The sequence below is a fragment of the Arthrobacter sp. B2I5 genome (assembly GCF_030816735.1).
Lineage (GTDB): Bacteria > Actinomycetota > Actinomycetes > Actinomycetales > Micrococcaceae > Arthrobacter.
This window is the reverse complement of sequence record NZ_JAUSYF010000001.1, coordinates 1,085,238-1,103,274: the sequence shown is the minus strand read 5'-3', so window position 1 is coordinate 1,103,274 and position 18,037 is coordinate 1,085,238. Positions and strand designations below refer to the sequence as shown.

At 63.4% G+C, this 18,037-nt stretch carries 24 protein-coding genes; 4 read left to right on the top strand and 20 right to left on the bottom strand.

Translation table 11 applies throughout. The annotated features are described in order from the left end of the window. Nucleotides 1–51: 51 nt before the first annotated feature. Nucleotides 52–1,719, top strand: coding sequence for an ATP-binding protein (locus QFZ60_RS05320; RefSeq protein ID WP_307088793.1), 1,668 nt, complete (start codon nt 52–54; stop codon nt 1,717–1,719). Nucleotides 1,720–1,847: 128 nt separating this feature from the next. Here the strand turns inward: QFZ60_RS05320 and QFZ60_RS05315 are convergent, their stop codons facing one another. From QFZ60_RS05315 to QFZ60_RS05280, 8 genes are all read right to left on the bottom strand, one after another. Beyond that, the gene (locus QFZ60_RS05315; protein WP_307088791.1) at nt 1,848–2,741 is read right to left on the bottom strand and encodes a tRNA pseudouridine(38-40) synthase TruA; all 894 of its coding nucleotides are present in this window, start codon (nt 2,739–2,741) and stop codon (nt 1,848–1,850) included. 32 nt (nt 2,742–2,773) lie between these two features. Beyond that, nucleotides 2,774–3,358, bottom strand: a complete 585-nt coding sequence (rplQ, locus tag QFZ60_RS05310) for a 50S ribosomal protein L17 (RefSeq protein WP_056334298.1) — start codon at nt 3,356–3,358, stop codon at nt 2,774–2,776. A gap of 68 nt (nt 3,359–3,426) precedes the next feature. After that, entirely contained in the window at nt 3,427–4,437 is a 1,011-nt protein-coding gene (locus QFZ60_RS05305; RefSeq protein ID WP_013601812.1) for a DNA-directed RNA polymerase subunit alpha, read from the bottom strand. 130 nt (nt 4,438–4,567) lie between these two features. Continuing rightward, nucleotides 4,568–4,969, bottom strand: a complete 402-nt coding sequence (gene rpsK / locus QFZ60_RS05300; RefSeq protein WP_018760435.1) for a 30S ribosomal protein S11 — start codon at nt 4,967–4,969, stop codon at nt 4,568–4,570. A gap of 54 nt (nt 4,970–5,023) precedes the next feature. Next, nucleotides 5,024–5,398, bottom strand: a complete 375-nt coding sequence (rpsM, locus tag QFZ60_RS05295; protein ID WP_003803743.1) for a 30S ribosomal protein S13 — start codon at nt 5,396–5,398, stop codon at nt 5,024–5,026. A 176-nt stretch (nt 5,399–5,574) separates the two neighbouring features. Then, the gene (gene rpmJ, locus QFZ60_RS05290) at nt 5,575–5,688 is read right to left on the bottom strand and encodes a 50S ribosomal protein L36 (protein WP_009358722.1); all 114 of its coding nucleotides are present in this window, start codon (nt 5,686–5,688) and stop codon (nt 5,575–5,577) included. A 71-nt stretch (nt 5,689–5,759) separates the two neighbouring features. Continuing rightward, a complete protein-coding gene (infA, locus tag QFZ60_RS05285; protein WP_009358723.1) occupies nt 5,760–5,981 on the bottom strand; it encodes a translation initiation factor IF-1 in 222 nt (73 codons plus the stop codon). Between the two features lie 171 nt (nt 5,982–6,152). After that, nucleotides 6,153–7,148, bottom strand: coding sequence for a P1 family peptidase (locus QFZ60_RS05280; protein WP_307088788.1), 996 nt, complete (start codon nt 7,146–7,148; stop codon nt 6,153–6,155). 215 nt (nt 7,149–7,363) lie between these two features. On the opposite strand from QFZ60_RS05280, the gene QFZ60_RS05275 reads away from it, so the two are divergent. From QFZ60_RS05275 to QFZ60_RS05265, 3 genes are all read left to right on the top strand, one after another. Continuing rightward, nucleotides 7,364–8,323 carry a carbohydrate ABC transporter permease gene (locus QFZ60_RS05275; protein ID WP_307088786.1) on the top strand — a complete coding sequence of 320 codons (960 nt, stop codon included), beginning with the start codon at nt 7,364–7,366 and terminating at the stop codon, nt 8,321–8,323. Between the two features lie 41 nt (nt 8,324–8,364). Next, nucleotides 8,365–9,237: a carbohydrate ABC transporter permease gene (locus QFZ60_RS05270; RefSeq protein ID WP_307093206.1), complete on the top strand. Its 873-nt coding sequence runs from the start codon at nt 8,365–8,367 to the stop codon at nt 9,235–9,237. A gap of 61 nt (nt 9,238–9,298) precedes the next feature. Beyond that, on the top strand, nt 9,299–10,648 hold the full coding sequence (locus QFZ60_RS05265; RefSeq protein ID WP_307088784.1) for an ABC transporter substrate-binding protein: 1,350 nt from the start codon (nt 9,299–9,301) through the stop codon (nt 10,646–10,648). 89 nt (nt 10,649–10,737) lie between these two features. Here the strand turns inward: QFZ60_RS05265 and map are convergent, their stop codons facing one another. From map to rplN, 12 genes are all read right to left on the bottom strand, one after another. Beyond that, complete coding sequence (gene map / locus QFZ60_RS05260; protein WP_307088782.1) at nt 10,738–11,565, bottom strand: type I methionyl aminopeptidase; 828 nt, start codon at nt 11,563–11,565, stop codon at nt 10,738–10,740. Between the two features lie 71 nt (nt 11,566–11,636). Beyond that, nucleotides 11,637–12,206, bottom strand: a complete 570-nt coding sequence (locus QFZ60_RS05255) for an adenylate kinase (RefSeq protein ID WP_200830555.1) — start codon at nt 12,204–12,206, stop codon at nt 11,637–11,639. 5 nt (nt 12,207–12,211) lie between these two features. Further along, nucleotides 12,212–13,522: a preprotein translocase subunit SecY gene (secY, locus tag QFZ60_RS05250; RefSeq protein WP_142117232.1), complete on the bottom strand. Its 1,311-nt coding sequence runs from the start codon at nt 13,520–13,522 to the stop codon at nt 12,212–12,214. 210 nt (nt 13,523–13,732) lie between these two features. Beyond that, nucleotides 13,733–14,218, bottom strand: a complete 486-nt coding sequence (gene rplO, locus QFZ60_RS05245) for a 50S ribosomal protein L15 (protein ID WP_056334273.1) — start codon at nt 14,216–14,218, stop codon at nt 13,733–13,735. After that, complete coding sequence (gene rpmD / locus QFZ60_RS05240; RefSeq protein WP_009358731.1) at nt 14,219–14,425, bottom strand: 50S ribosomal protein L30; 207 nt, start codon at nt 14,423–14,425, stop codon at nt 14,219–14,221. It abuts the gene before it with no gap. A gap of 2 nt (nt 14,426–14,427) precedes the next feature. After that, nucleotides 14,428–15,144 (bottom strand): 30S ribosomal protein S5, encoded by a 717-nt coding sequence (rpsE, locus tag QFZ60_RS05235; RefSeq protein ID WP_142032007.1) that lies wholly within the window; start codon nt 15,142–15,144, stop codon nt 14,428–14,430. After that, on the bottom strand, nt 15,141–15,524 hold the full coding sequence (gene rplR / locus QFZ60_RS05230) for a 50S ribosomal protein L18 (protein ID WP_056334267.1): 384 nt from the start codon (nt 15,522–15,524) through the stop codon (nt 15,141–15,143). Before rplR ends, rpsE begins: the two co-directional genes overlap by 4 nt. Nucleotides 15,525–15,526: 2 nt before the next feature. Beyond that, nucleotides 15,527–16,063: a 50S ribosomal protein L6 gene (rplF, locus tag QFZ60_RS05225; RefSeq protein ID WP_142117233.1), complete on the bottom strand. Its 537-nt coding sequence runs from the start codon at nt 16,061–16,063 to the stop codon at nt 15,527–15,529. Nucleotides 16,064–16,081: 18 nt separating this feature from the next. After that, nucleotides 16,082–16,480, bottom strand: a complete 399-nt coding sequence (rpsH, locus tag QFZ60_RS05220) for a 30S ribosomal protein S8 (RefSeq protein ID WP_015937843.1) — start codon at nt 16,478–16,480, stop codon at nt 16,082–16,084. 82 nt (nt 16,481–16,562) lie between these two features. After that, nucleotides 16,563–17,144: a 50S ribosomal protein L5 gene (gene rplE, locus QFZ60_RS05215; RefSeq protein ID WP_110541323.1), complete on the bottom strand. Its 582-nt coding sequence runs from the start codon at nt 17,142–17,144 to the stop codon at nt 16,563–16,565. Next, entirely contained in the window at nt 17,144–17,506 is a 363-nt protein-coding gene (gene rplX / locus QFZ60_RS05210; RefSeq protein WP_142032009.1) for a 50S ribosomal protein L24, read from the bottom strand. The genes rplE and rplX overlap by 1 nt, the downstream gene beginning before the upstream one ends. Before the next feature lie 3 nt (nt 17,507–17,509). Further along, on the bottom strand, nt 17,510–17,878 hold the full coding sequence (gene rplN, locus QFZ60_RS05205) for a 50S ribosomal protein L14 (RefSeq protein WP_307088779.1): 369 nt from the start codon (nt 17,876–17,878) through the stop codon (nt 17,510–17,512). Nucleotides 17,879–18,037: the final 159 nt, after the last annotated feature.

The following is an 18,037-nucleotide window of genomic DNA, read 5'->3' as shown; positions in this document are numbered from 1 at the left end:
CACCTTGGCCTCACCTGCTTTCCAGGACCTAAAGGGGTACGAGTCAGAAACATGGCTGAGCCGTTGTTCCACCGGGGCCCCGGCCGCATCTTCCGGCGGCTGGGAACCCGCGCCCAGGTTGCGCTGTGCCAACTCCCCCTAACGCTCATTGTCGCGGCGATCGCCGTGGCAACCCCCTTCGCCTGGCCCTCGCTGATGCACAGCCCGTTGTACATGGCCGGCATCGTCCTTCACGCAGTCCTGTTCCTTGGCTGCTTCCTGGTGCCCTGGGAACGGCTGGCACATCGCCCGTACCTGCTGATCCCCGTGCTGGACTTCGCCGCTATTGGGTTCCTGCGCAACGGCGCCGCACCGCTCCTGCCGGGACTGGCGGTGCTGGTGGTCTTCCCGGTCATCTGGCTCTCCGCCTCCGGCATGCTGGCGCGCAGCAGCCTCGTGCTCAGTTTCCTGGGACCGTTCCTGATCATGGTCCCCTCGGTGGTGGCCCACTTCCCCGACGTCACAGCATCCGACATCACCAGCGCTGTCCTCTTCCCCGTCATGATGCTCGCGGTGTCCCTGGCAATCCGGTTCGCGAGCGTGAGTCTCCGGCAGCAGCAGGCCGAGCTCGCGGACAAGGACCGTGAACTCCGGGACCTGCTGGCCGCCAGCCGGGAACGGGAGAAGCTGCTCGAAACCGTACTGGACGCCACCGACGTCGGTATTGCCGCCGTCGACCGCTCCGGCCACTTCCTGGTGTCCAACAGCCGCCAGCGCAACTTCCGCCGTGTCACGGGGGCGGATGACGCCGTTCCCGGCCAGGGGCACCAGCTCATTTTCGGGCAGGACCGCCGCACCCTGCTCCCCCATGACCGGCGCCCCATCAACAGGGCCATGGCAGGCGAGTCCTTCGCGGACTACCTGGTGTGGGCCGGCGAGGGCCCGGAGCAGCGCGCCGTGTCCACCGCCGCCCGCCCGCTGGTCAATGAAGACGGCCAGCTGACCGGGGCTGTGGTGGTCTACAGCGACGTCACCGGCTGGGTGGAGTCCCTGGCCGCGAACCAGGAACTGGTCTCCAACGTCTCGCACGAATTCAAGAACCCGCTGAACTCGATTCTCGGCAACGTGGACCTGGTGCTGGACGACGCCGGCAACCTTCCCAAGCCCGTGGCCCAGCGCCTGCTCGTGGTGCAGCGCAACGCGGAAAGGCTGCTGGACCTGGTGGCCGACCTGACCGCCTCCGCCTCCACCACCCTGAACGTCCATCCCAAGCGGACCGACCTGGCCAGCCTGGTGGAGACCAGCGTGGGTTCGGCCCAGGCCCTGGCGCAACGGTCCCACGTGGAAATTGCCGCCGAGGTCCCTTCACCCCTGTGGGCCTACGCTGATCCGCTCCGGATCGGGCAGGTGCTGGACAACCTGGTCTCCAACGCCATCAAGTACTCCCCCGACGGCGGCAGGGTCAGCATCAGCGCGGACGCGGACCGCCAGTGGGTCCGGCTGAGCGTCACGGACACCGGGATGGGCATGACCGGCGAGGACGCGGCGAGGGCATTCAACCGTTTCTTCCGCGCCGAGTCCGCCCAGAAGGCCGCCATTCCGGGCGCCGGTCTGGGTCTTTCGATCACCCGGATGATTGTGGAGCGGCACGGCGGCACCATCGTGTGCCAAAGCGGCGAGGGACAGGGCAGCACCTTCACGGTGACGCTTCCGGCCGAGGGCCCGCCGCCCGCTTTCTAATCATCGGTTGCTCCGTACCTGCCGTTTTGAGCCTCGAAAACGACATCTACGGAGCAATCGATGGGTGGGGGTTAGTGCTCGCGGAGGGTTCCCTGGCCGAGCCTGCGAGGTTAGGCGATGGGTGGGGCTCAGTGCTCGCGGAGGGCGCGGGTCTGTTCGGCGCGGGCCAGGAGTTCGCTGTCCGAGGGGTAAGCCACTTCCTCCAGCACCAGCGGATGCGGGGCGGCCAGGACCGACTTTGCGTCGCGCTTTTGCAGCAGGAGCCGCTCGTACAGCCAGCCCGGCTCCTCCACGCCCTCCCCCACGTACAGCGCGGAGCCGATAAGTGCGCGCACCATGTTGTGGCAGAACGCATCAGCCTGGACCGTTGCCACAACGACGCCGTCCTCGCCGCGCCGGAACTCGAAGCGCTGGAGTTCCCTGATGGTGGTGGCGCCTTCCCGCGGCTTGCAGAAGGACAGGAAATTCTGCAGCCCCAGGAGCTTGGACGCCCCCTCGTTCAGGAGCGCCACGTCCAGCGGGTTCTTGTGCCACAACGTGAAGTACCGCTCCAGCGGGTCCCACCGGGCCGGCCCGTCCGCAATGCGGTAGCTGTACCGGCGCCAGAGGGCGGAGAAGCGGGCGTCAAAGCCCACAGGCGCCAGCGAAATGCGGTGCACCTCCACCGCGCCGGTCAGGTCGCCCAGGACACGGCTGAGCGCACCGCGGAGCCTGCGCATCATGGCGACGGCGGGATCCAGTTCGTGCCCGCGCGGCAGTCCCTGCCACTCGTCTTCCGTGAGGTCCAGGTGGACCACCTGGCCACGGGCGTGCACCCCGGCATCGGTCCGCCCGGCGACAGTCACGCGGATGGCCCGCCGGACCAGGAGGTGCAGGGCTTCCTCCAGGACGCCCTGGACCGTGCGCAGTCCCGGCTGCAGCGCCCACCCGCTGAATGGGCCGCCGTCGTAGGAAAGATCAAGCCGGATACGCAAAAACCCGCCGCCCCCTGGAACGGGGGCCGCGGGTTTTTGGTGGTTCACAGACCTAAGTCTATGCCAAGAGAATCAGCGAATTACTTCGCGTCCTTCTCCTCGGCAGCCGGAGCCTCGGCAGCTTCCTCAGCGGCCGGGGCCTCTTCGGTTGCAGCTTCTTCAGCGGCGGGAGCCTCTTCGGCCGGAGCCTCAGCAGCTTCAGTCTCGGGAGCTTCTTCTGCAACGGGAGCAGCAGCAGCTTCCTTCTTGTCGGCATCGCGCTTGGCAGCGGAAGTAGCCTCGGCTACGACAGCCTGCTTGGCGGAAACGGGCTCGAGGACCAGCTCGATGACAGCCATGGGAGCGTTGTCGCCCTTGCGGTTGCCGATCTTGGTGATGCGGGTGTAGCCGCCATCGCGGTTCTCCACAGCCTGGGCGATGTCGGTGAACAGCTCGTGGACGATGCCCTTGTTGCTGATCAGGCCGAGAACGCGGCGGCGGGAAGCGAGGTCGCCACGCTTGGCGAAGGTGACCAGGCGCTCTGCGTACGGCTTCAGGCGCTTGGCCTTGGTGACCGTGGTGGTGATCCGCTTGTGCTCGAACAGGGATGCTGCCAGGTTCGCGAGCATGAGGCGCTCGTGAGCCGGGCCGCCGCCGAGGCGCGGACCCTTAGTGGGGGTAGGCATAATTGTTTCTCCTCATGTGGAAGCCGTGGGCGGCACACCATGGTGCTGCCCGCCGGCCAAGGTCTGGTTTAGAGTTCGTCGTCGCCGAAGGCGGCGTCGTCCTCTTCGATTGCTGCGGCGCGTGCTGCGAGGTCAAAACCGGGAGGCGAGTCCTTGAGGGACAGGCCCAGTTCAACCAGCTTTGCCTTGACCTCGTCAATGGACTTTGCACCGAAGTTGCGGATGTCCATCAGGTCAGCCTCGGAGCGGGCAACGAGTTCACCCACTGTGTGGATGCCCTCACGCTTGAGGCAGTTGTAGGAACGGACAGTGAGGTCCAGATCCTCGATCGGCAGTGCCATGTCGGCTGCCAGGGCAGCGTCGGTGGGCGACGGGCCGATCTCGATACCTTCAGCTGCGGTGTTCAGCTCACGGGCCAGACCGAACAGTTCCACCAGGGTGGTGCCTGCGGAAGCAACGGCATCGCGCGGGGCGATGGCCTGCTTGGTCTCGACGTCGACAATCAGCTTGTCGAAGTCGGTGCGCTGCTCAACACGGGTTGCTTCCACGCGGAAAGTAACCTTCAGCACCGGCGAGTAGATGGAGTCGACCGGGATACGGCCGATCTCTGCATCGCCGGACTTGTTCTGAGCTGCCGAAACGTAGCCGCGGCCGCGCTCGATGGTCAGTTCGAGCTCGAACTTGCCCTTCGAGTTCAGCGTGGCGATGTGCAGATCCGGGTTGTGGAATTCGACGCCGGCCGGCGGAGCGATGTCCGCGGCGGTGACGACTCCGGGGCCCTGCTTGCGCAGGTAAGCCACGACAGGCTCGTCGTGCTCGGAGGAAACCGACAGGCTCTTGATGTTAAGGATGATCTCGGTGACATCTTCCTTGACACCCGGAACCGTGGTGAACTCGTGCAGCACACCATCGATCCGGATGCTGGTTACGGCAGCACCGGGGATGGAGGAGAGCAGGGTACGGCGGAGGGAGTTTCCGAGGGTGTAGCCGAAGCCCGGTTCCAGCGGTTCAATGATGAAACGCGAACGGTTTTCGGAGACTACCTCTTCGGAGAGGGTGGGGCGCTGTGCAATGAGCACTTAGGTTTCCTTTCGGCGAGCATCCGCTATATGACGCAACACAGGTGGTGGAAATTCGGTCTGAAGACTTAACGCGCTGGGCTTGCCCGGACCATCACTGGTCCGGGCAAGCTCCTGCTGCGGAAAAGAATTAGACGCGGCGGCGCTTCGGCGGGCGGCAGCCGTTGTGCGCTGCGGGGGTGACGTCCTGGATGGAGCCAACCTCGAGGCCTGCAGCCTGCAGCGAACGGATTGCGGTTTCGCGTCCGGAACCCGGTCCCTTGACGAAAACGTCTACCTTGCGCATGCCGTGCTCCTGCGCACGCTTGGCAGCGGCTTCGGCAGCCATCTGCGCAGCGAACGGGGTGGACTTGCGCGAGCCCTTGAAGCCAACCTCACCAGAGGAAGCCCAGGAAATAACAGCGCCGGACGGATCCGTGATGGAAACGATGGTGTTGTTAAAGGTGCTCTTGATGTGCGCCTGGCCAAGCGCGATATTCTTCTTGTCCTTCTTACGCGGCTTGCGAACCGCGCCACGAGTCTTCGGGGGCATTTTTTCTCCTACAGAAAGTTATTGGGGAAAGTCCGTAAATCCCGGGCGGGGATTTTAACGGGCCTTCTTCTTGCCGGCGACGGTACGCTTCGGGCCCTTGCGGGTACGCGCGTTGGTCTTCGTACGCTGACCGCGTACGGGCAGGCCCTTGCGGTGGCGCAGGCCTTCGTAGCTGCCGATTTCAACCTTGCGGCGGATATCTGCTGCTACTTCGCGGCGAAGGTCACCCTCAACCTTGTAGTTGCCTTCAATGTAGTCACGCAGCTCAACCAGCTGGGCGTCAGTCAGGTCCTTGACGCGAACGTCAGCGCTGATGCCCGTGGCAGCCAGGGTTTCGTGTGCACGGGTCTTGCCCACGCCGTAGATGTAAGTAAGCGCAATTTCCAGCCGCTTTTCGCGGGGAATGTCTACGCCAGCGAGACGAGCCATAGTGGCAGTACTCCTTGATAAACCGGAGGTCGTAGGCAGTACACCCGCACGTTCCGTGCGGCCCCAGCCTCCGACCGGGGGTTAGCTGCCCGGGCTCCATACGTCCCAGGTCAGCTTGTGCTGCCTTTATTTACTTGCGTGGGTTAGCAACCCAGGATTTCCTTCAGGGAAGGAAATTAGCCCTGGCGCTGCTTGTGGCGCGGGTTCTCGCAGATCACCATGACCCGGCCATTACGGCGGATCACTTTGCACTTTTCGCAGATCTGCTTGACGCTCGGCTTGACCTTCATGGCGTTCCTTTGCGTGTAGCAGTGTGGTCAACTGGAGCGGCGGTCAGCGTGCGCTGAAGCCGCCCAGCAATTTACTTGTAGCGGTAGACGATACGACCACGGGTGAGGTCGTACGGGCTCAGCTCCACCACTACGCGGTCCTCGGGGAGGATCCTGATGTAGTGCTGACGCATCTTTCCAGAGATGTGTGCCAGAACGATGTGCTTGTTGGTGAGCTCAACGCGAAACATCGCGTTAGGCAGCGCCTCGGTCACAACGCCTTCGATCTCAATGACCCCGTCCTTCTTGGCCATACCCTCCGCTAACTGTTGTTGCCGCAGCCCCGCCGGATTGCACCGGGCATGACCACGAACGTTTTTGTTGGATCGATTGCCGGCTCCAGGCCCAAAAGGGCGTGGCAGTCCAGACAACCAACAAACAACACTACCCTGTTGGCCGGTAAAAGTTAAATCGGCCATAGTAGCCTACGCGGTGCGATACGCACCATATTCACCCGCTGGAGTGCTGACGCCCTTAGCACTTGCCACCCCGTCCAGGATGGCTGAACGGACGACGTAGGCTGCCGCACTCTGCAGCGTAATCAGGCTCAGCTGCCGGGCAGCTTCGTCGCTGCGGTTGAGTGCCATAGCACCAGTTGCCAGGCAGAAAACAGTGTCCCCGTCAGCCAGTGTGTGGGAGGGGTTCAGCGCCCGGGCGATCCCGGCGTGGGAGGCAGAGGCCGTCCGCTTGCATTCGGCAACATCAAGAACAGCATTGGTAGCCACGACGACAAGGGTGGTGTTGAGGGGTGTCCCCTGGCTGGCTTCCGCCCCACCAGCCGAAGCCCTCGGCGTGCTCGCTCCTTCGTCGCTTAGACGCACGCTGCCGGGCTCCGCCAGCTGGGGCGTTGTGCCGAAAGGAAGTCCCAGCGCATTCACTACGGCAAGGGCACCGACAATCACCCCATTCTCCAAGGCGACGGCCGCGCTGCCGACGCCGCCTTTGTACGTCCTGGCGATGACTGCCCCGGTTCCTGCACCGACGTTGCCGCGCCCGACGTCGTGCCCTTCCTTTTGTGCCGCCGCGGCGGCCGTTGCCGCGTAGCCCATCTCCGGCGTCGGACGTGCTGTGAAGTCCCCTCCCCTGCCCAGGTCGAAGATGGCGGCGGCGGGAACGATGGGCACGACGCCGCCTGGAACGGAGAAACCCCTGCCGTTTTCCTCGCACCAGCGCTGGGCGCCGGCAGCGGACGCCAGCCCGTAGGCACTGCCGCCGGTGAGGACTATGGCGTCCACCGTGCTGACCAGGGTGGTGGGGTCAAGGGCGTCCGTTTCGTGGGTGGCAGGCCCGCCGCCCTGGACATCCACGGAACCCACAGTGTCCGGGGGCGGCAGGACCACGGTGACGCCGGTCAGCCATCCCCCACTGTCCCTTTGGACATGGCCGACCCGGATGCCCGGAACGTCACTGATGCTTCCCATCCCCCTATTCTCCCCTCCGCGGGCGTGCCCCTGCCGCATTGGGAAACTTTGTGCGAGACTGCATTCAACACAGCGTTAACGGGCGACGAAGCCTTGGATAACAGTCCCCTGACAAGGGCATATGCGGGTTTCAGCCCTCTGACGGTCTGGTGTAGTAGTGCCTAGATCAAGCCAGGGCCGGCCACAAGCAGGCTCCCAACCCGGGAGAGACACGCATGACCCGTCAACTCGCCCCGCACCCAGCCGCCAAACCCAAGAGGCCTCCGGGCCGCTCGGCGAAAGTCCCAAAGCGGCGGTGGACCGCGCGGACCCGGCGGGACTTCTTCGTTTTCCTCGCCATGGCGCTGCCCAACCTGGTGCTGATCGCCGTCTTTACCTACCGTCCGCTGTTCAGCAATATGTATTACTCCACACTGGACTGGACCCTGGGCTCCCCCACCGCAACCGTGGTTGGCCTCGCCAACTACGTCACCTTCTTCAGCAGCAATGACGCGCCGAAAGTCCTGGGGACCACCGCCGTGTTCACGCTGGTTACCGTGGGTGGTTCCATGGTCCTGGGCCTGCTGGTGGCGCTGGCCCTGAACGCGAAGATCCGTGGCACCACGTTCGCCCGTTCAGCCGTCTTTGCACCGTACGTCCTCTCCGGCGTCGGCGTGGGCCTGGTCTGGCTGTTCATCTTCGATCCCGGCTACGGCGTCCTGGCCTGGCTGCTGCGCGGCATCGGGCAGCAGAGCCCGCAGTGGATCAACGACCCCCAGCTCTCGCTGGTCATGGTGATCCTGGTGTACGTCTGGAAGAACCTGGGCTACTGCGCCGTGGTGTATCTCGCCGGGCTCCAGTCCCTTCCGCAGGATGTCATGGAGGCGGCGTCCCTTGACGGCGCCAACGGCTTCCGCCGTTTCACCAGCATCTCGCTGCCGCTGCTGTCCCCCACCACGTTCTTCCTGCTGATCACCACCATGCTCAGTTCACTGCAGGCCTTCGACCTCATCCGGATCATGACGCCGCTGGGCACCGGTACCAGCACCCTGATCTACGAGGCCTACCTGCAGGCCTTCGGCGCCTACAACAGGGCAGGCTACTCGGCAGCCATTTCCGTGGTCCTGTTCGCGATCCTCCTGGTGATCACCGTGCTTCAGCTGCGGTTCGTGGAACGAAAGGTGCATTACTCGTGACCTCCCTGTCCCCGGTCAGCCCCGACCCCACAGCTCCCGCCATCGCCCCGGAACCGGGCCTTCACCGCGACCGCCCCTTCTCGCGCCGCAATCTCGTCCGGACCGTGGTGGGCGGCTACCTGCCGCTGCTCGTGGCCACCCTGGTGGTATTCCTGCCCCTGCTGTGGATGGTCCTGAGCTCCTTCAAGCAGTCCGGCGAGATCGTCACCACGGACCTGAAAATCCTTCCGGAAAGCCTGAACCTGGAGAACTACCGGACCGCCATGACCACGGTGCCGTTTGGACAGTTCTTCCTGAACAGCACCATCGTCACGCTGGCCGGGGCCACCATCAAGGTGCTGCTGGCCATCCTGACGGCCTACGCTTTGGTGTTTGTCCGCTTCCCGTTCCGGAACTTCATCTTCCTGCTGATCCTGGTGGCCCTCATGGTGCCGCCGCAGGTGTCCATCCTGCCCAACTTCATCCTGATCGCGGGCATCGGTGGAAAGAACACGCTGTGGGGCATCATCCTCCCCGGCCTTGGCACCGCGTTCGGGACGTTCCTGCTGCGCCAGCACTTCCGCACCCTCCCCGCCTCCATCCTGGAATCGGCCGAGATGGACGGTGCTGGCCACTGGCGCCGTTTGTGGCAGATCGTGGTTCCCGTTTCGGTCCCGTCCATCGCCACGGTGGCACTGGTGACCATCGTGACCGAATGGAATGACTACATCTGGCCCCTCATCATCACGGACCGCCCGGAAACCATGACCCTGCCCGTGGGGCTCACCCTGCTGCAGAACAACGAAAGCAACGCTGCCGGCTGGGGTGTCCTCATGGCCGGGGCGGTCCTGGTCATCGTCCCCATCCTGATCATCTTCGCGGCCCTGCAGCGCTACATCGTTGCGGGCCTCACCCAGGGCAGCGTGACCGGCTAAGCTGCCGGCCGCCGTCGCACTTTCCAACCCTTACAAAGGCACCAACCGAAAGGAAACTGTCATGACACTGCACCTCGACCGGAGGCATTTCCTGGGCCTGGCAGGGGTATCCGCCTCTGCCGCTGCCCTTGCCGCATGCGGCGGACCATCCACATCGGGTGGCGGCCAGGCCACCTCCCAGGCGGCCGAGATCGACTTCAAGGACGTGAAGCCGGCGGCCAAGATCGACTTCTGGTCGAGCCACCCCGGCCAGTCGCAGGACGTGGAGAAGAGCCTGATCGAGAAATTCCACGCCAAGAACCCGGACATCACGGTCAACCTGGTTACCGCCGGGGCAAACTACGAGGAAATCGCCCAGAAGTTCCAGACCGCCCAGGCGGCAAAGTCGGGCCTGCCAGGTGTGGTGGTCCTGTCCGACGTCTGGTGGTTCCGCTACTACACCAACGGCAGCATCATTCCTGTTGACGGCCTGATCAAGCAGCTGGACATGAGGATGGACGACTTCCAGCAGTCGCTGGTGAACGACTACAAGTACGACAACAAGCAATGGGCGCTGCCGTACGGCCGGTCCACGCCGCTGTTCTACTACAACAAGGACCATTTTGCGGCGGCCGGCCTTCCCGACCGGGCACCGAAGACGTGGGACGAATTCGCTGAATGGGCGCCCAAGCTGAAGGCCAGCTCGGGCGCGCAGTACGCCTACATCTACCCCGCCCTCGCCGGGTACGCGGGCTGGACGCTGCAGAACATGCTGTGGGGATGGGGCGGCGGCTGGTCGAAGGAATGGGACATCACGTGTGACTCCACCGAGTCCGTTGCCGCGCTGCAGTGGGCGCAGGATTCGATCTACAAGGACAAGTGGGCCGGCGTCTCGTCCAAGGAAGCCGCTGATGACTTCTCTGCCGGCCTGACGTCCACCACCATCTCGTCCACGGGTTCGCTGCTGGGAATCCTGAAGTCCGCCAAGTTCAACGTGGGCGTTGGTTTCCTGCCGGGCGGGCCCAAGGCGCAGTCGAACGTGTGCCCCACCGGCGGCGCCGGCCTGGGTATTCCCAGCGGCATCACCAAGGAGGAGCAGCTCGCGGCCGGAAAGTTCCTGGACTTCGTCACCCAGCCGGCGAGCACCGCGGAGTTCTCTGCGGCCACCGGCTACATGCCCACCCGCAAGTCCGCGGACATGGCGTCCGTCCTGGCCAAGACGCCGCAGATCAAGACCGCCATGGACCAGCTCGCCGTAACCAAGGTCCAGGACAACGCCCGGGTGTTCCTGCCGGGCGCCGACCAGGAAATGGCCAAGGCCGCCGCGAAGATCCTCACCCAGCAGGGCGATGTGAAGTCCACCATGACGGACCTGAAGAACACGCTGCAGAGCATCTACGACCGCGACGTGAAGCCGAAGCTGAAGTCCTAGCCGCTTCCCCCCAACTGAGTAGCGCCAAGTGTCGTTTTGACGGGTCAAAACGACACTTTGGCGCTACCTACTTGGGCTGCCGCCCGGAACTACGGAATCGGCACCGGGGTGACGCCGAGGGGCACCAGGTGCTCCGCACCGCCGTCGGGCGCTGACAGCACCCAGATGCCCTTTTCATGCACGGCCACGGAGTGCTCCCACTGGCAGGACCGCTTGCCGTCGGTGGTGACCACGGTCCAGTCGTCGTCCAGGACTGCGGTGTCAATGCTGCCGCGCACCAGCATGGGCTCGATGGCCAGGCACAGGCCCGGTTTGAGCCTGGGACCGCGGTGGCTGGTGCGGTAGTTCAGGACGTCCGGCGCCATGTGCATCTCGGAGCCGATGCCGTGGCCCACATAGTCCTCCAGGATGCCCAGCGGCTTGCCTGGAACAGATGAAACGTAGTCGTCGATCGCGGCCCCAATATCCCCCACGTGCGTGCCGGTGGCCAGCGCCGCGATCCCCCGCCACATGGCTGACTGGGTGACGTCGGAGAGCCGCTGGTCCTCGGGGTCCGCGGTTCCCACGATCACCGTGCGCGCCGAGTCCGAATGCCAGCCGTTGACGATTGCGCCGCCGTCGATGGAGATGATGTCGCCGTCCTGCAGGACGCGGCTGCCGGGGATCCCGTGCACCACTTCCTCATTGACGGACGTGCAAATGGTGGCCGGGAAGCCGTGGTAGCCCAGGAAGTTGGACTTGGCGCCCGCCTCATTAAGGACGGCGGCGAAGACGTCGTCCAGGTGCTTGGTGGTGACCCCCGGCACCGCGGCGGCAACGGCGGCATCCAGTGCACGGCTGAGGACCAGGCCGGCCTCATGCATGGTGCGCATCTGGGCGTTGTTCTTGAATTCGATCCGGGGCTGGCCGAAGGCCATGGTGTTTCCTTTCAAATGGCTGAGGCTCCTCCCGGATGCCGGGAGGAGCCTCGATAAACCGGGCGCCTTGGTCAGGCTGCCTGAGCGGCCTTGATGGCCTGCATCACGCGGTTGGTAACTTCGTCGATGGGACCGATCCCGTCAACCTGGGTGAGGATGCCGCGCTCGGCGTACTTCGCCACCACGGCTTCGGTCTGCTCGTGGTAGAGGTCCAGGCGGTGGCGGATGACGGCTTCGTTGTCGTCGCTCCGGCCCGTTTCCTTGGCCCGGCCGAGCAGCCGGTGAACCAGTTCCTCGTCATCGGCGGTCAGCTGGAGGACCACGTCGAGCTTCTCGTCGCCATCGGCGAGGATCTCGTCAAGGTAGTCCACCTGCGCGGTAGTGCGCGGGTAGCCGTCCAGCAGGAAGCCGTTTTCGACGTCGGACTCGCCCAGGCGATCGCGGACCATCTTGTTGGTCACGCTGTCCGGAACGAAGTCCCCGTTGTCCATGTACTTCTTGGCCTCGAGGCCCAGCGGGGTTTCACCCTTCACGTTGGCACGGAAGATGTCGCCGGTAGAGATGGCCACAACGCCGAGGCGTTCTGAAATCCGCTCTGCCTGCGTTCCTTTTCCGGAACCGGGAGGTCCAATAATCAGCATTCTCGTCATCGCAAAAGCCCTTCGTAGTGACGTTGTTGTAGCTGCGCATCAATCTGCTTTACGGTCTCCAAACCAACGCCCACCATGATCAGGATCGAGGTGCCACCGAACGGGAAGTTCTGGTTCGCGTTGATCAGTACCAGTGCCACCAGCGGGATCAGTGCCACGAAACCCAGGTAGAGGGCGCCGGGCAGGGTGATCCGTGAGAGCACGTACTGCAGGTAATCAGCGGTCGGCCTGCCGGCGCGGATACCTGGAATGAAGCCGCCGTACTTCTTCATGTTGTCTGAGACTTCTTCAGGGTTGAAGGTAATCGCGACGTAGAAGTAGGTGAAGAACACGATCAGGACGAAGTAAACCGCCATGTAGATCGGGTGGTCACCGCGGGTGAGGTTGTTGTTGATCCACTCAACCCACGGTTGCATTGACTCGCCGTTCCGGGGCTGGTTGAACTGAGCGATCAGCCCGGGAATGTAGAGCATGGAGGAAGCGAAGATCACCGGAATGACGCCGGCCATGTTCACCTTGATGGGAATGTAGGTGCTGGTGCCGCCCACGGTGCGCCGGCCAATCATCCGCTTGGCGTACTGGACGGGAACGCGCCGCTGCGACTGCTCCACGAAGACCACGAGTGCCACGGTGAGCAGGCCCACGGCCAGGACAATGAAGAACGTCCCGGGGCCCTGCGAGGTCCAGATGGCACCCAGCGAGGTGGGGAACTGCGCGGCGATGGAAGTGAAGATGAGCAGCGACATGCCGTTGCCCACGCCCTTCTCCGTGACAAGCTCGCCCATCCACATGATCAGGCCGGTGCCCGCCGTCAGCGTGATGATGATGAGGATGGTGGTGATGATGCTGGTATCCGGGATGATCGGAAGCTGGCAGCCGGGAAGCAACTGCCCGGAGCGCGCCAGCGATACCAGGGTGGTGGCGTTGAGCAGGCCCAGCGCGATGGTGAGGTAGCGCGTGTACTGGGTCAGCTTGGACTGGCCCGAGGCTCCCTCTTCGTAAAGCTGCTGGAACCGGGGAATGACCACCCGGAGCAGCTGCACGATGATGCTCGCCGTAATGTAGGGCATGATGCCCAGGGCGAAGATGGACACCTGGAGCAGCGCACCGCCGCTGAAGAGGTTAACGAGCTGGTACAGCCCGCCGGCGGTCTGACCGTTCTGCAAGCATTGCTGGACATTCTGGTAGTTCACACCTGGCGAGGGAATGAAAGCACCCAAGCGGAATATGGTGATGATTCCCAGCGTGAACAACAACTTGCGTCGCAGATCAGGCGTGCGAAAGGCCCGGCCAAATGCGCTAAGCAAGCGTCCTCCTGTGGTGTCAATAAGAGTGGGGTGGCGGAACTTGATAAATCCCGACAACCGAGTCTAACGGTTCAATGTGCCGTGCGAACAATCCGTGCCGGCGCCCATGCGCCGGATGGCGGGAAAAATACGTCCGGCGGATATGGAAAACTCCCGGTATCCGGGGCCGTAGCCCATGGATACCGGGAGTTTCAACAGCTGGCGCCGCCCCTAGAGGGCGGTGGTGCTTCCGCCTGCTGCAGCAATCTTTTCAGCGGCACTGGCCGAGAATGCGTGGGCGGTGACGTCAACCTTGACGGTGATGTCGCCGGTGCCCAGCACCTTGACGGGCTGGTTCTTGCGAACGGCACCCTTTTCGACCAAGTTCTCCACGGTGACTGCGCCACCTTCCGGGAACAGCTCGCTGAGCTTGTCCAGGTTTACAACCTGGAACTCAACCCGGAACGGGTTCTTGAAGCCACGCAGCTTCGGCAGGCGCATGTGCAGCGGCAGCTGGCCGCCGGCAAAGCCAGCCTTCACCTGGTAGCGGGCAGCAGTACCCTTGGTACCGCGACCGGCGGTCTTACCCTTGGATGCCTCACCACGACCAACACGGGTCTTGGCGGTCTTGGCACCCGGAGCGGGACGCAGGTGGTGAACCTTCAGGGCGTTCTGCTTCTCAGCAGCCTGTGCCTTATCAGCAGTGTTCTCTGCCATTTACTTCGCCTCCTCTACCTTTACCAGGTGCGGAACCGTGTTGAGCATGCCAACGGTCACGGCATCGGCGGTGCGGACAACGGTGTGTCCGATCCGCTTCAGGCCGAGGGACCGCAGGGTGTCGCGCTGGTTCTGCTTGCCGCCAATGGCGGACTTGATCTGAGTGATCTCCAACTGGGCGTCGGAGGGAACCAGGTTCTTAGCCATGACTAAACACCTGCCTTCGGAGCCAGGAGGGCCTTCACCAGTGCCGCCGGAGCGATCTCGTCCAGCGGCAGGCCGCGGCGTGCTGCCACTGCTGCCGGCTCTTCGAGGCGCTTCAGGGCATCAACGGTCGCGTGAACGATGTTGATGGCGTTGGAGGAACCGAGCGACTTGGAGAGGATGTCGTGGATGCCCACGCACTCCAGTACTGCACGGACCGGACCACCGGCGATAACACCGGTACCGGCGGAAGCCGGACGCAGCATTACGACGCCGGCAGCGGCTTCACCCTGAACGCGGTGCGGGATGGTGTTGCCAACGCGGGGAACGCGGAAGAAGGACTTCTTGGCCTCTTCAACGCCCTTGGCGATAGCAGCGGGAACTTCCTTGGCCTTGCCGTAGCCCACGCCGACCATGCCGTTACCGTCACCAACGACGACCAGTGCGGTGAAGCTGAAGCGACGACCACCCTTGACGACCTTGGAAACGCGGTTGATGGTGACAACGCGCTCTACGAACTGGTTCTTTTCGGCTTCACGGCCACCGTCGCGGCCGCCACGGCCACCGCGGTCGCCGCGGCCCTGGCCGCGGTCGCCACGCTCGCCGCGACGGGCGCCACCACGGCGGTCCTCGGCAGCGGGGGCAGTGGTCTCAGCAGCGGCGGCCTCGGGGGCCTTCTGATCTGCAGACACAGTGTCCTTTTCGTTGTTTGCTTCGGTCACAGTGACAGCCCACCTTCGCGTGCACCGTCGGCGACGGCGGCAATGCGGCCGTGGTACTTGTTGCCACCACGGTCGAACACGACAGCCTCGACGCCGGCAGCCTTGGCACGTTCGGCAACGAGCTCGCCAACGCGCTTGGCCTTGGCAGTCTTGTCACCGTCGAATGCACGAAGATCGGCTTCCAGGGTGGATGCGCTTGCTACGGTCTGGCCAATGCTGTCATCGACAACCTGGACAAATACGTGGCGTGCGGAGCGGTTGACCACCAGGCGGGGGCGGACAGCCGTACCGGAAATGCGCTTGCGGATACGAAGCTGGCGGCGGCTGCGGGCAGCAGCCTTGCTCTTGTTCGTACGCTTCTTGTTAATGGAGATGGCCATGGTTACTTACCAGCCTTTCCGACCTTGCGGCGGATGACTTCGCCGGCGTAACGGATGCCCTTGCCCTTGTACGGGTCAGGCTTCCGCAGCTTACGAATGTTGGCAGCAACTTCGCCGACCTGCTGCTTATTGATACCTGAGACAGAGAGCTTGGTCGGTCCCTCTACTGCAAAGGTGATGCCGGCCGGAGCTGCAACGCTGACCGGGTGGCTGAAGCCGAGAGCGAACTCAAGGTCAGATCCCTTGGCCTGAACGCGGTAACCGGTACCAACGATTTCAAGCTTCTTCTCGTAGCCTGCGGTGACGCCCTGGATCATGTTGGCGATCAGGGTGCGGGTCAGGCCGTGGAGTGAACGGGAGGCGCGCTCGTCGTTCGGGCGGCTGACGGTCAGGGTGTTCTCGTCCAGGGCAACCTCGATGGGGCTGGCCACAGTGTGGGTCAGCTCCCCCTTGGAACCCTTGACGCTGACGACAGAGCCGTCAACCTTGACCTCAACGCCGGCAGGAACGGTGATGGGGAGACGTCCAATACGTGACATTATTCTCTTCCTTTCCCGTTACCAGACGTACGCGAGGACTTCGCCGCCCACGCCCTTCTTGCCGGCCTGCTTATCAGTCAGGAGGCCGGAAGAGGTGGACAGGATTGCGATACCCAGGCCACCGAGCACGTGAGGCAGGTTGGTGGACTTCGCGTAAACGCGGAGACCCGGCTTGGAGATGCGGCGTACACCGGCGATGGAACGCTCGCGGTTCGGACCGAACTTGAGGTCGAGGGTCAGCTTCTTGCCAACCTCAGCGTCCTCTTCCTTCCAGCCGGCGATGAAACCTTCGGCCTTGAGGATGTCGGCAACGCGTGCCTTGAGCTTGCTGTAAGGCATAGACACGGAGTCGTGGTATGCCGAGTTTGCGTTACGCAGGCGCGTAAGCATATCTGCGACAGGATCTGTCATTGTCATGTGGGCTCATGCCCTTCCTCGTAACGGTTTCCGCCGTTCCGTCCTTGACGGAGCGGAGCGGCCGGACCTTTTACGTAGTTAATTAAGCTTCGGTTTTGAACGGGAAACCAAGCGCCTTGAGCAGCGCGCGGCCTTCGTCGTCGGTCTTGGCGGTGGTGACGACCGTGATGTCCATACCGCGGACGCGGTCGATCTTGTCCTGGTCGATTTCGTGGAACATAACCTGCTCGGTCAGACCGAAGGTGTAGTTTCCGTTGCCATCAAACTGCTTGCCGCTCAGGCCGCGGAAGTCGCGGATACGGGGCAGTGCCAGGGTGACCAGACGGTCCACGAATTCCCACATACGGTCGCCACGCAGGGTTGCGTGTGCACCGATGGGCATGCCTTCGCGCAGCTTGAACTGTGCGATCGACTTGCGGGCCTTGGTGACCTGCGGCTTCTGGCCGGTGATCTGGGTGAGGTCGCGGACAGCGCCGTCGATCAGCTTGGAGTCCTTGGCGGCATCTCCAACACCCATGTTCACAACAACCTTGACCAGACGGGGAACCTGGTTCACGTTGGCGTACTTGAACTCATCCTGGAGCTGGCCCTTGATGGTTTCGGCGTACTTGGTCTTCAGACGAGGAACGATCTTCGTTGCCGGAGTCTCGAGAGTCTCAGTCATTAGATGTCCTTCCCGGAGCTCTTGGACACGCGGATGCGGACGGTCTTCTGGACGCCGTTCTTCTCCACGGTGTCGAGGCGGAAGCCCACGCGGGTCGGCTTCTTGGTCGACGGGTCAACCAGGGCCACGTTGGAAATGTGGATCGGGGCCTCTACGACCTCGATGCCGCCGGTCTTGGTGCCGCGCTGCGACTGTCCAACACGGGTGTGCTTGGTGACGCGGTTGATACCCTCAACCAGCACGCGGTTGGTGTCGGTGAATACACGCAGAACCTTGCCCTGCTTGCCACGGTCGCCGCCGCGCTCAGCCTTGGCGCCAGTGATGACCTGAACCAGGTCACCCTTCTTGATCTTTGCAGCCATGGACTAGAGCACCTCCGGAGCCAGAGAAACGATCTTCATGAACTTCTTGTCACGCAGTTCACGACCAACCGGTCCGAAGATACGGGTACCGCGGGGGTCACCGTCGTTCTTCAGGATCACAGCTGCGTTCTCGTCAAACTTGATGTAGGAACCATCCGGACGGCGGCGTTCCTTCTTGGTACGGACGATGACGGCCTTGACCACATCGCCCTTCTTTACGTTGCCGCCAGGGATTGCATCCTTGACGGTGGCGACAATGACGTCACCGATGCCTGCGTAGCGACGGCCGGATCCACCGAGAACGCGAATGGTAAGGATTTCCTTAGCACCCGTGTTGTCGGCGACCTTGAGTCGCGACTCCTGCTGAATCACTATTTACTCCTTGCGTCGCGCCGGTTCTCAGGCCGTGGTCTTGCTACGGAATGAGCCTTGCGGAACGGTTGATCGGGGTGTCTCTTGACCTGCCTGGATTTTGCCAGACCAGGCCTAAACGCCCGTGCCAGAAGCAGTTGCTCCCATCCGGTCCGGGAC

What these genes read in the sequence shown, in the direction of transcription:
- QFZ60_RS05320 (WP_307088793.1), top strand. Translation starts at nt 52, where the DNA reads ATGGCTGAGCCGTTGTTCCACCGGGGCCCCGGCCGCATCTTCCGGCGG.
- rplQ (WP_056334298.1), bottom strand. Translation starts at nt 3,358, where the DNA reads ATGCCTACCCCCACTAAGGGTCCGCGCCTCGGCGGCGGCCCGGCTCAC.
- rpsK (WP_018760435.1), bottom strand. Translation starts at nt 4,969, where the DNA reads ATGCCCCCGAAGACTCGTGGCGCGGTTCGCAAGCCGCGTAAGAAGGAC.
- rpsM (WP_003803743.1), bottom strand. Translation starts at nt 5,398, where the DNA reads ATGGCTCGTCTCGCTGGCGTAGACATTCCCCGCGAAAAGCGGCTGGAA.
- rpmJ (WP_009358722.1), bottom strand. Translation starts at nt 5,688, where the DNA reads ATGAAGGTCAAGCCGAGCGTCAAGCAGATCTGCGAAAAGTGCAAAGTG.
- infA (WP_009358723.1), bottom strand. Translation starts at nt 5,981, where the DNA reads ATGGCCAAGAAGGACGGGGTCATTGAGATCGAAGGCGTTGTGACCGAG.
- QFZ60_RS05280 (WP_307088788.1), bottom strand. Translation starts at nt 7,148, where the DNA reads ATGGGAAGCATCAGTGACGTTCCGGGCATCCGGGTCGGCCATGTCCAA.
- QFZ60_RS05275 (WP_307088786.1), top strand. Translation starts at nt 7,364, where the DNA reads ATGACCCGTCAACTCGCCCCGCACCCAGCCGCCAAACCCAAGAGGCCT.
- QFZ60_RS05265 (WP_307088784.1), top strand. Translation starts at nt 9,299, where the DNA reads ATGACACTGCACCTCGACCGGAGGCATTTCCTGGGCCTGGCAGGGGTA.
- map (WP_307088782.1), bottom strand. Translation starts at nt 11,565, where the DNA reads ATGGCCTTCGGCCAGCCCCGGATCGAATTCAAGAACAACGCCCAGATG.
- QFZ60_RS05255 (WP_200830555.1), bottom strand. Translation starts at nt 12,206, where the DNA reads ATGCTGATTATTGGACCTCCCGGTTCCGGAAAAGGAACGCAGGCAGAG.
- rplO (WP_056334273.1), bottom strand. Translation starts at nt 14,218, where the DNA reads ATGGCAGAGAACACTGCTGATAAGGCACAGGCTGCTGAGAAGCAGAAC.
- rpmD (WP_009358731.1), bottom strand. Translation starts at nt 14,425, where the DNA reads ATGGCTAAGAACCTGGTTCCCTCCGACGCCCAGTTGGAGATCACTCAG.
- rplR (WP_056334267.1), bottom strand. Translation starts at nt 15,524, where the DNA reads ATGGCCATCTCCATTAACAAGAAGCGTACGAACAAGAGCAAGGCTGCT.
- rplF (WP_142117233.1), bottom strand. Translation starts at nt 16,063, where the DNA reads ATGTCACGTATTGGACGTCTCCCCATCACCGTTCCTGCCGGCGTTGAG.
- rpsH (WP_015937843.1), bottom strand. Translation starts at nt 16,480, where the DNA reads ATGACAATGACAGATCCTGTCGCAGATATGCTTACGCGCCTGCGTAAC.
- rplE (WP_110541323.1), bottom strand. Translation starts at nt 17,144, where the DNA reads ATGACTGAGACTCTCGAGACTCCGGCAACGAAGATCGTTCCTCGTCTG.
- rplX (WP_142032009.1), bottom strand. Translation starts at nt 17,506, where the DNA reads ATGGCTGCAAAGATCAAGAAGGGTGACCTGGTTCAGGTCATCACTGGC.